At 71.9% G+C, this 10,330-nt stretch carries 9 protein-coding genes and 1 pseudogene; all 10 read left to right on the top strand.

Annotated elements, in window-relative coordinates; genetic code table 11:
* Positions 1–330 (top strand): annotated as a pseudogene (locus SACHA_RS22505) (1-deoxy-D-xylulose-5-phosphate reductoisomerase); the annotation flags it as partial.
* A 3-nt stretch (positions 331–333) separates the two neighbouring features.
* Positions 334–1,539 (top strand): M50 family metallopeptidase, encoded by a 1,206-nt coding sequence (locus SACHA_RS0115625; RefSeq protein WP_019811220.1) that lies wholly within the window; start codon positions 334–336, stop codon positions 1,537–1,539.
* Between the two features lie 94 nt (positions 1,540–1,633).
* A complete protein-coding gene (ispG, locus tag SACHA_RS0115620) occupies positions 1,634–2,785 on the top strand; it encodes a flavodoxin-dependent (E)-4-hydroxy-3-methylbut-2-enyl-diphosphate synthase (protein ID WP_019811218.1) in 1,152 nt (383 codons plus the stop codon).
* Positions 2,786–2,872: 87 nt separating this feature from the next.
* Complete coding sequence (locus SACHA_RS0115615) at positions 2,873–3,316, top strand: VOC family protein (protein ID WP_028663237.1); 444 nt, start codon at positions 2,873–2,875, stop codon at positions 3,314–3,316.
* Between the two features lie 135 nt (positions 3,317–3,451).
* The gene (locus SACHA_RS0115610) at positions 3,452–4,306 is read left to right on the top strand and encodes a GNAT family N-acetyltransferase (RefSeq protein ID WP_019811214.1); all 855 of its coding nucleotides are present in this window, start codon (positions 3,452–3,454) and stop codon (positions 4,304–4,306) included.
* A gap of 68 nt (positions 4,307–4,374) precedes the next feature.
* Positions 4,375–6,174: a penicillin-binding transpeptidase domain-containing protein gene (locus SACHA_RS0115605; protein WP_019811212.1), complete on the top strand. Its 1,800-nt coding sequence runs from the start codon at positions 4,375–4,377 to the stop codon at positions 6,172–6,174.
* 104 nt (positions 6,175–6,278) lie between these two features.
* Positions 6,279–7,136, top strand: coding sequence for a type I methionyl aminopeptidase (map, locus tag SACHA_RS0115600; protein ID WP_019811210.1), 858 nt, complete (start codon positions 6,279–6,281; stop codon positions 7,134–7,136).
* Positions 7,137–7,241: 105 nt separating this feature from the next.
* Positions 7,242–7,991 (top strand): 3-hydroxybutyrate dehydrogenase, encoded by a 750-nt coding sequence (locus tag SACHA_RS0115595; protein WP_019811208.1) that lies wholly within the window; start codon positions 7,242–7,244, stop codon positions 7,989–7,991.
* A 93-nt stretch (positions 7,992–8,084) separates the two neighbouring features.
* The gene (locus SACHA_RS0115590; RefSeq protein ID WP_028663236.1) at positions 8,085–9,413 is read left to right on the top strand and encodes an MFS transporter; all 1,329 of its coding nucleotides are present in this window, start codon (positions 8,085–8,087) and stop codon (positions 9,411–9,413) included.
* 5 nt (positions 9,414–9,418) lie between these two features.
* The coding region (locus SACHA_RS22500; protein ID WP_198010164.1) for a GAF domain-containing protein at positions 9,419–10,330 on the top strand (912 nt) is incomplete at its 3' end.

Genomic DNA, 10,330 nt, shown 5'->3' with positions numbered 1-10,330 from the left:
CCGGAGGCCGCGCCCGCCTGCCGCTGGGACACCGCCGCGACCTGGACCTTCGAACCGCTGGACACCGCGGCGTTCCCCGCCGTCGAGCTGGCCCGGCACGTCGGCACCGGGGGCGGCTGCCTGCCCGCCGTGTTCAACGCCGCCAACGAGCGGCTCGTGGAGCGCTTCCTCGGAGGGAACACGGGTTTCACGTCCATCGTGGACACTGTGGGCGAGGTCGTCGCCGCCGCCGACGAGTGGGCACGCCCGCCCCGCGACGTCGACGACGTACTGGCTGCGGAAGAATGGGCGCGCGACCGTGCCCTGGCAATCAGTTCGGGAGGGAAGTAGCGCGTGCTCGTCTACTTACTGGGGGTCGCGCTCTTCGCGCTGGGCATCTGTGTCTCGGTGGCGTTGCACGAGGCCGGGCACATGGCCACCGCGAAGATGTTCGGCATGAAGGTCCGGCGCTACTTCGTCGGCTTCGGGCCGACGGTGTTCTCCTTCCGGCGCGGCGAAACCGAGTACGGCCTGAAGTGGATCCCGCTCGGCGGGTTCTGCGACATCGCGGGGATGACCGCGCTCGACGAGGTGAAGCCCGACGAGGCGCCGCGGGCGATGTGGCGGTTCCGGGTGTGGAAACGCACCGTCGTGCTCGCCGCGGGGTCGTTCACCCATTTCGTGCTCGGCTTCGTGGTGCTCTACCTGATGGCGGTGTCGCTGGGCCTGCCGAACCTGGACGACCGGCCGGTGATCGGTGAGGTGTCCGAGTGCGTGCGCAGCGCCGAGACGGTCGAGCAGTTCACCAACCAGCAGTGCAGGCCGGGTGATCCCGCGCCGGCGCGTGCCGGGGGCCTGAAGTCCGGTGACGAGGTCGTCAGTATCGGCGGTGCCCCGGTGGACTCGTGGTCGGAGATGGTCGCCCGGGTGCAGAACACCTCCGGTCCGACCTCGATGACCGTGCTGCGGGAGGGGGAGCGCGAGCAGCTCACCGTGGACGTGACGCAGGTCACCCGACCGACCGCCGACGATGGTACCGAGCGGGTCGGGATGATCGGGGCCGGGCAGGGCTGGCTGCTGTCCCACGGGCCGGCGGGCGCCGTGGGTGCCTCGGTCGCGTTCACCGGGGACATCATGGTGCAGACCTGGGAACGCCTGCTCGAACTGCCGGAGAAGGTCCCCGCCGTGGTCGAGGCGATCTTCGGTGCCGAGCGGGACCCGGAGACGCCGGTCAGTGTCGTGGGGGCGAGCCGGATCGGCGGCGAGGCGGTCGAGGCCGGGCTGTGGGGTGTGTTCCTGCTGCTGCTGGCGAGCCTGAACTTCTTCGTGGGCATCTTCAACCTGCTGCCGCTGCTTCCGCTCGACGGCGGACACATCGCCGTGACCTGGTACGAACGGGTGCGCGACTGGCTACGCCGCCTGCGCGGCAGGGAACCGGGTGGTCCCGTCGACTACACCAAGCTGAACACCGTCACCGGTGTGGTGATTGTCATCGGTGGCGCGTTCGTGCTGCTGACGGTCACCGCCGACATCGTCAACCCGATCCGGCTCACCCAGTGATGCCCACGAGTGGGGGTCGCTGTGCCCGGCGCCGGGGCGCGCTCACGTATCGTGGACCCCGGCCAGGCAGCAATCCGCAGTGGAAGAGGAAGCGATGACCGTCGACCTGGGCCTGCCCACCAACCCGCCGCCCGTGCTCGCCGAACGCCGCAAGACCCGCCAGCTCCAGGTCGGTCCCGTGGGGGTCGGCAGCGAGCACCCGGTGTCGGTGCAGTCGATGACGACCACGGAAACCGCCGACGTCAACGCCACGCTGCAACAGATCGCCGAGCTGACCGCGTCGGGCTGCGACATCGTGCGGGTGGCCTGCCCGAGCGCCGACGACGCCGCCGCGTTGCCCGCCATCGCCGCGAAGTCGAAGATTCCGGTGATCGCCGACATCCACTTCCAGCCGAAATACGTCTTCGCCGCCATCGAGGCCGGGTGCGCCGGTGTCCGGGTGAACCCCGGCAACATCAAGAAGTTCGACGACAAGGTCGCCGAGATCGCCCGCGCGGCCGGTGACCACGGTGTGCCGATCCGCATCGGGGTCAACGCGGGCTCGCTCGACCCGCGGTTGATGGCCAAGCACGGCAAGGCCACCCCGGAGGCGCTGGCCGAGTCGGCGCTGTGGGAGGCGTCGCTGTTCGCCGAGCACGGCTTCCACGACCTCAAGATCTCGGTCAAACACAACGACCCCGTCGTGATGGTGCGGGCCTACGAGATTCTCGCCGAGCAGTGCGACTACCCGCTGCACCTCGGCGTGACCGAGGCGGGTCCCGCGTTCCAGGGCACGGTGAAGTCGTCGGTGGCGTTCGGCGCCCTGCTGCGCCAGGGCATCGGCGACACCATCCGGGTCTCCCTGTCGGCCCCTCCGGTGGAGGAGGTCAAGGTCGGTACGCAGATCCTGGAGTCGCTGAACCTGCGTCCGCGCAAGCTGGAGATCGTCTCCTGCCCCTCCTGTGGTCGGGCCCAGGTGGACGTCTACAAGCTCGCCGACGAGGTCACCGCGGGGCTGGCGGACATGGAGGTCCCCCTGCGCGTCGCGGTGATGGGCTGTGTGGTGAACGGGCCCGGCGAGGCGCGTGAGGCCGACCTCGGCGTGGCGTCCGGCAACGGCAAGGGGCAGATCTTCGTCAAGGGTGAGGTCATCAAGACCGTGCCCGAACACCAGATCGTGGAGACCCTGATCGAGGAGGCCATGCGGATCGCCGAGGAGAACGGCGACACCGACGCGAGCGGGGAGCCGGTCGTCACCGTGGGGTGAGGTGACCGTCCGTGGCGCGTGAGCCGGAACGGGTCGCCCGGGCGCCGCACCCGGCGCTCCGGCCCTTCGTCGCGCACACTCGGGCGCATGAACACCTCATCGAACACCGGAACCGCCGCAACCACCGGGACGACCACGACGGCGCACGGTCCGCGGGTGTGGCCGGCGTTGCGCTACACCGACGCGGACGCCGCGCTGCGGTTCTTCACCGAGGTCTGCGGCTTCGAGGAACGCTGCACCTACCGCGCCGACGACGGGACGATCGCCCACGGCGAGGTACGCGGGCCCGAGGGCGGCGGCGTCATGTACGGCACCGCCACCGGGAGCAACGCGGGCCCCGCGTCGCCGCGGGTCGGGGGGCACGCGGTGTACGTGGTCAGCACCGACCCGGACGCGGTGGCCGAGCGCGCCCGCAGGGCCGGTGCGCGCCTGCTGCGCGAACCCGTCGACACCGACTACGGCTCGCACGAGATCACCGTCGCCGACCCGGACGGCAACGCCTGGACTTTCGGGACCTATCCGGGGGAGTAGGTCCCGGCGGTGACCCGGTCCGGCGGGCCGGACGCCGACGGGAATCGGCGGACGGAATGGTGCCGGAGCTCGCGGGGAGCGGACGGTCCGGCTCGCCGGTCCCCATTCGTGGGGGTTGTCTGGCAATCTTGACGTGTGTTGCGGCTGGCCGGTGCGAGGCTGCTCGATGACAGGGACTACCCGGCGGTCCGCGCGGTCCTCGCGGCGGATCCGGTGGGCAGCTGCATGGTGTCCGCACGCGTCGAGTCGGCCGGGTTGGACCCGTGGCGGCTCGGCGGCGAGCTGTGGGGCACCGACGGCCGGTACGTGCGGGCGGGCGCCCTGCAGGGGTTGTGCTTCGCGGGGCCGAACCTGGTCCCGCTGACCGGTGGTGCGGGCGCGTTGCGGTCGTTCGCGGACCGGGCGTTGCGCCGGCCCCGGACGTGCTCGTCGCTCGTCGGTCCCGCCGAACAGGTGCTTGGACTGTGGGAGCAGCTCGCCGGGGACTGGGGCCCCGCCCGCGAGGAACGGCCCGACCAGCCCCTCATGGCCCTGGACGGCGAGCCGCGGGTGGCCGCGGATCGGGCGGTCCGGCCGGTGCTGCCGCACGAACTCGGCACCTACTTCCCGGCCGCGGTGGCCATGTTCCACGAGGAGGTCGGTGTCGACCCGACCGCGGGGGACGGCGGTGCCGGGTACCGGGCCCGTGTGTCGGAGCTGATCGCCGGTGGTCGGGCGTTCGCCCGGTTCGAGGGCGGCGAGGTCGTGTTCAAGGCCGAGATCGGGGCGTTGTCCGACCGGGTGGGGCAGATCCAGGGTGTGTGGGTCCACCCCCGGCACCGGGGCCGCGGACTCGGCGCCGCGGGCACCGCCGCGGTCGCGCGGCACCTGGTGCACGGGCTGGGCCGGGTCGCGAGCCTGTACGTGAACTCGTACAACACGCCCGCCCTGGCCGCGTACCACCGGATCGGCTTCCGGCAGGTCGGGCGCTACGCCACGGTGCTGTTCTAGGTCGACCTCCGGTGTGATCCGGGTCATGTCCACCCCGGTCGGGCGGCAACGCCGGGATACTGGGCCGCGTGCGAGGCAGACGGTCGCACCGGGTCGGCGCCGCGTTGCTCGGCGTCGCCCTGGTGCTCAGCGGGTGCGGTGTGTTCTCCGGCGAGGATCCGAGGGAGGTGGCGGGCGAGTTCCTCGACGCGTTCTCCCGCGGCGACACGGCCGCGGTGGCGGAGCTCACCGATGATCCCGGCGCCGCGCGGCGGCTGTTCGACGGGGTGCGGGCGGAGCTGGAACCGGAGTCGGTGACCACCACGCTCGGCACGGTCCGGGAGACCGACGGCACCACCTACGCCGACTACCGGGTGGAGTGGGATCTCGGGCAGGGGCGCACCTTCGGGTACGACACGCGTGCCGCGTTGACGACGGACGGCGACACCACGATCCGCTTCCGGCCGTCGCTGGTGCACCCGGAACTCCAGCGGGGCGAGACACTCGCCCTCCGCGGGGAGGACGCCGCGCCGGTCCCGGTGCACGACCGGGACGGGGCCCCGCTGCTGCGTGCCGACGAGGTCGTCAACGTGCTGCTGCACCGCGACGAGGCCGGGGAGAAGGCGGACGCGGTGATCGAGTCCCTGGCCGGGGCGCTGAACCCGCTGGATGAGCGGATCACCCCGTCCTCGATCGAGTCCGGGCTGTCGGAGACCGAGCAGGGGGAACCGTACCTGGTGGCTGCCCTTCGTTCGAGTGACTACGCCGCGGTCAAGGAGAATATCCACGAGCTGCCCGGAGTCCGGTTCACCACCCGGCAGCGGATGCTGCCGGTGACCAGGGGGCTGGGGGAGCGGATCCTGCCCGCCGTGCGGAAGGCCGCGCAGGAGCGGTCGGCGGGCAACGCGGGCTGGTCCGTGGCCGTGGTCGACTCCGGTGGTGCGGAGGTCGGTGTGGTTCACCGCGCGGAGCCGGAACCGGCCGAACCGCTGCGCAGCACCCTGAGCCTGCCGGTCCAGCAGGAGGCCGAACGCGCGCTCGACGCGGCCGAGGCGCCGGGGGTGCTCGTCGCCGTGCAACCCTCCACCGGGGGTCTGCTCGCGGTGGCGGCCAACGACGCCGCGGTCGAGAAGGGCACCGCCCCGCTCACCGGCCGCTACCCGCCGGGTTCCACGTTCAAGATCGCCACCGCCGCGGCGGCGTTGCGCGCGGGGACCGAGGTCGACACCCCGGTGGAGTGCCCGGCCACCACGGTGATCGACGGCCGGACGATCCCGAACGACGACGAGTTCGAGCTCGGCACGGTGCCGCTGCGGGAGGCCTTCGCCCGTTCGTGCAACACGACGTTCGCCCACCTCGCGCTGGACCTTCCCGACGGTGCGCTCACCGACGCCGCGCGCAGCCTCGGCATCGGCACCGACTACGTCATCCCGGGCGTCACCACGGTCACCGGTTCGGCCGAGCCGGGGGACGGCGCCGTGGCGCGGGCCGCGGCCGGGTTCGGTCAGGGCACGATGCTGGCGAGCCCGTTCGGTGCGGCGCTGATGTCGGCCACCGTCGCCGCCGGGGAGACTCCGGTGCCGAGTCTGCTCGCCGATCGGGAGACCGAGGTCACCGTGTCCGGGGAGCCGTTGCCGGAGCCGGTGGTCGCGGGACTGCGCGCGATGATGCGGGCCGTGGTCACCGAGGGGACCGCCACCGAACTGGACGACGGGCTGTCCGGTGTCCACGGCAAGACCGGCACCGCCCAGTACGGCGACGGCACGGAGGCGCACGGGTGGTTCACCGGATACCGGGACGACCTGGCCTTCGCGGTGCTGCTGGAGGGGGCGGGCAGTTCGAAGCCGGCGGTGGCCACGACCCGCGATTTCCTCACCGGGCTGGGCTGATCCCCGGCACCGGGCCGGGCCGGGCACACGGTCGAGGCCGGTGCGGCCGACGACACCGTGAGACGCCCGCAGTGTGCCACCGGGGGAGTCGTAGGCTGGGGGACATGCCCGATCGTGCCCCGTTGCAGCCCGGCGTGCAGACGCCGCGTCGCCCCGTTCCCGAGTCCATCGTCCGCCCCGAGTACGTCGGCAAACGCGCGCCGAAACCGGAACCCGGAAACGGGGTGCGCACGCCCGAGACGATCGAGGCCATGCGGGTGGCGGGCCGGATCGCGGCACAGGCCCTCCAGGAGGGCGGAAAGGCCGTGAAACCGGGCAACACCACCGACGACGTCGACCGCGTCGTCCACGAGTTCCTGCTCGACCACGGCGCCTACCCCTCCACGCTCGGCTACCGCGGGTTCCCGAAGTCGTGCTGCACCTCGCTGAACGAGGTCATCTGCCACGGCATCCCGGACTCGACCGTGATCTCCGACGGCGACATCTGCAACATCGACGTCACCGCCTACATCGGCGGGGTCCACGGCGACACGAACGCCACCTTCCCGGCCGGGGACGTCTCCGACGAGGCGCGGCTGCTGGTGGAACGTACCCGCGAGGCGACCAACCGGGCGATCAAGGCGGTGCGGCCCGGCAGGCAGCTGAACGTGATCGGCCGGGTGATCGAGTCCTACGCCAAGCGGTTCGGCTACGGCGTGGTGCGGGACTTCACCGGCCACGGCGTCGGCCCGGCCTTCCACACCGCGCCGACGGTGCTGCACTACGAGGAGCCGTCGGTGAGCACCGTCATCGAGAAGGACATGACCTTCACGATCGAGCCGATGATCACGCTCGGCACGATCGACTACGACGTCTGGAGCGACGACTGGACCGTCACCACCCGGGACAAGCAGTGGACGGCCCAGTTCGAGCACACGCTGCGGGTCACCGACGACGGGGCGGAGATCCTCACCAAGCCCTGACCCGTCCGCCGTCGGGGGTGTGTGCGCGGCACACACCCCCGACGGCGTGGTTGTGGCCCGCGCGGACATGGTTGCCGGGGCCACGGCCGCTTACCGTCTGCTGCCATGTCGAGCAGCCCACTGGCCGGCCGGACCGCCCTCGTCACGGGTGGTGCGGGCGGCATCGGACGCGCCTGCGTCGAGACCCTGGCCCGCGCGGGAGCCACGGTGCATCTGGTCGACGTCGACCGTGCCGCCGTGGACGTCGCCCGTGAGCACGACGCCGTCGCACACGTCGCCGACCTCACCGACCCCGGTGCGGTCGACACCGTGCCCGGCGACGTCGACATCCTCGTGAACAACGCGGGTGTCCAGCACATCGCGCCCATCCAAGAGCTGTCGGCCGAGCGGTTCACCCGCATCCAGCAGCTCATGGTGACCACGCCGTTCCGGCTGATGCGCCGCTGCCTGCCCGCGATGTCCGCGCGCGGCTGGGGACGGATCGTGAACATCTCCAGCGTGCACGGGGTGCGTGCGAGCCCGTACAAGGCGGCGTACGTGGCCGCCAAGCACGGGCTGGAGGGTCTGAACAAGGTCGCGGCACTGGAGGCCGCGCCGCACGGGGTCACCAGCAACTGTGTGGCCCCCGGCTACGTCCGCACCGGCCTGGTCGCCGACCAGGTGGCCGACCAGGCCCGGTCCCGGGGGATCGACGAGGACGCCGTCCTCGACGAGGTGTTCCTGCGCAACACCGCCGTGAAACGGCTCATCGAGCCGGAGGAGGTGGCGGCGGTGGTGCTGTGGCTCTGCGGCGACCACGCCGCCTACCTCACGGGCGCCTCGATCCCGCTCGACGGCGGGTGGACCGCGGGCTGATCCCGCCCGGTCCGACCCGCGTCACCCACGCCGGGCCGCGCCCGCGGCCGCGGCGCACCGTCCCTGTTCGCACACGACGAAGTGGTGAGCACCATGTCCCGGACCAGCTCCATCAAACGTGTCGTGGGTGCCAGCATGATCGGCACCACGGTCGAGTGGTACGACTTCTTTCTCTTCGGCTCGGCCGCGGCACTCGTGTTCAACAAACTCTTCTTCCCCGAGAGCGACCCGCTCGCCGGCACGATGCTGGCCTTCGCGACCTTCGCGATCGGCTTCGTCGCCCGTCCGCTCGGCGGCCTCGTCTTCGGTCACTTCGGGGACAAACTGGGCCGCAAGAAACTGCTGGTCGTCAGCCTGCTCATGATGGGCGGGGCGACGTTCCTCATGGGGCTGTTGCCCACTTACGCCACGATCGGGGTGGCCGCCCCGCTGCTGCTGGTCCTGCTCCGGCTGATCCAGGGCTTCGCCGTCGGCGGCGAGTGGGGCGGCGCCGTGCTGATCGTGTCCGAGCACGGCGACGACCGCAGGCGCGGGTTCTGGGCGTCGTGGCCCCAGGCGGGCGTCCCCGCGGGAAATCTGCTGGCCACCGCGGTGCTCGCCGTGCTGGCCGCGGTACAGACCGACGCCGCGTTCGAGGCGTGGGGCTGGCGCATCCCGTTCCTGCTGTCCGGTCTGCTCGTCGTGATCGGACTGTGGATCCGGCTCGCCGTCGAGGAGTCGCCGGTCTTCGTCGAGGCGGTGCGTCACGCGGATCAGAAGGCGGAGCAGGGGGCCGCCCCGGAGCGGGCGCCGATCGTCACCGTGCTGCGCCGGCACTGGCGCGAGGTGCTCATCGCGATGGGCGCCCGCTTCGCCGAGAACGTGTCGTACTACGTCATCACCGCCTTCGTACTCGTCTACCTCACCACGCACCTGGGCATGTCGAAGTCGCTCGGGATCAATGCGGTGCTGGTCGGCTCCGCCGTGCACTTCGTGATGATCCCGGTGTGGGGCTGGTTGTCCGATCTGGTGGGACGGCGGACGGTGTACCTGTTCGGCACGGCGGGGATGCTCGTGTGGGCCTTCGTGTTCTTCCCGATGCTCGACGCGGCCACACCCCTGGCCACCATCGGCGCGGTGACCGTCGGACTGGTGCTGCACGGCGCGATGTACGGGCCGCAGGCGGCGTTCTTCTCCGAGCTGTTCGGCACGAAGGTGCGCTACTCGGGCGCGTCGATCGGCTACCAGCTCGCGTCGATCGCCGCGGGAGGGCTGGCCCCGCTCATCGCGACCGCGCTGCTCGGCGCCTTCGGCACCAGTATCCCGGTCTCGCTCTACGTCGCGGCCGGGTGTGTGCTCACCTTCGTGGCCGTGTACCTGGCCAAGGAGACGAAGGGCACCTCACTGGCCGACGCGGACGCGCCGTCGACGGTGTCAGCATGATCGTGATGAGCGAGCGGGGTGGGCGGCCGGCTGCCGGGGACGCCTCCACGGACGCCGCTCCCGGCACGGTGCGACGTGACGGGGCGCGGGGGCTGTTGGAGCTGCTGGCGGCGGGTGCGAGTGGTGCGGATCTGGCCCGCGTGCCGGCCGACGACGACTCGGTCGCGCTGGCTCTGCAGATCCGCCGCACCCTCGACGCGCACAGTCGCCGGGAGGCCGAGCTGGCCGCGTTGTTCGACACGGCCGGTGACCTCGCCCGGTTGCGCGACCTGGACGCGGTGCTGCGCTCGATCGTGCACCGGGCCCGGATGCTGCTGGGCGCCGACGTCTCCTACCTGACGCTGAACGACGACGCCGAGGACGCGGTCGGTGGCAGCACCTACATGCGGGTCACCGACGGGTCCGCCTCGGCGCTGTTCCAGCAGCTCCGGCTCGGCGCGGGGGAGGGGCTGGGCGGCCTGGTCGCGCAGACCGCCCGCCCCTACGCCACCCGCGACTACCCGAACGACGACCGCTTCGACCACACCGGCCCGATCGACCGGGGTGTGGGGGACGAGGGGCTGGTCGCGATCCTCGGGGTACCGCTGACCCTGGGCGAGCGGATCATCGGGGTGCTGTTCGCCTCCGAGCGCAGGGCCCGGGAGTTCTCCCCGGACGAGGTGGCGCTGCTGTCCTCGTTCGCCGACCACGCCGCCATCGCCATCGACAACGCCCGGCTGATCGAGGAGAGTACGGCGGCGCTGGCGGAACTGGGCGCGGCCAACGACACCATCCGGGCGCATCACGAGAGTCTCGCGCGGGCCCAGGACGCGCACGACCGGCTGACCGAGCTCGTCCTCGGTGGTGCCGACGTCGGGGAGGTGGCCGCGGCGGTGGCCGCGGTGCTCGACGCATGCCAGGTACGTGGCGTCGGGCAT

The sequence above is a fragment of the Saccharomonospora halophila 8 genome (genome assembly GCF_000383775.1).
In the GTDB taxonomy this organism is placed as follows: domain Bacteria; phylum Actinomycetota; class Actinomycetes; order Mycobacteriales; family Pseudonocardiaceae; genus Saccharomonospora; species Saccharomonospora halophila.
The sequence above is the reverse complement of the archived record's forward strand: the minus strand, read 5'-3'. Positions and strand labels throughout refer to the sequence as shown.

Coding starts and splice junctions, on each gene's coding strand:
- SACHA_RS0115615 (WP_028663237.1), top strand. CDS start 2,873: ATGAACACCTCATCGAACACCGGAACCGCCGCAACCACCGGGACGACC.
- ispG (WP_019811218.1), top strand. CDS start 1,634: ATGACCGTCGACCTGGGCCTGCCCACCAACCCGCCGCCCGTGCTCGCC.
- map (WP_019811210.1), top strand. CDS start 6,279: ATGCCCGATCGTGCCCCGTTGCAGCCCGGCGTGCAGACGCCGCGTCGC.
- SACHA_RS0115595 (WP_019811208.1), top strand. CDS start 7,242: ATGTCGAGCAGCCCACTGGCCGGCCGGACCGCCCTCGTCACGGGTGGT.
- SACHA_RS0115590 (WP_028663236.1), top strand. CDS start 8,085: ATGTCCCGGACCAGCTCCATCAAACGTGTCGTGGGTGCCAGCATGATC.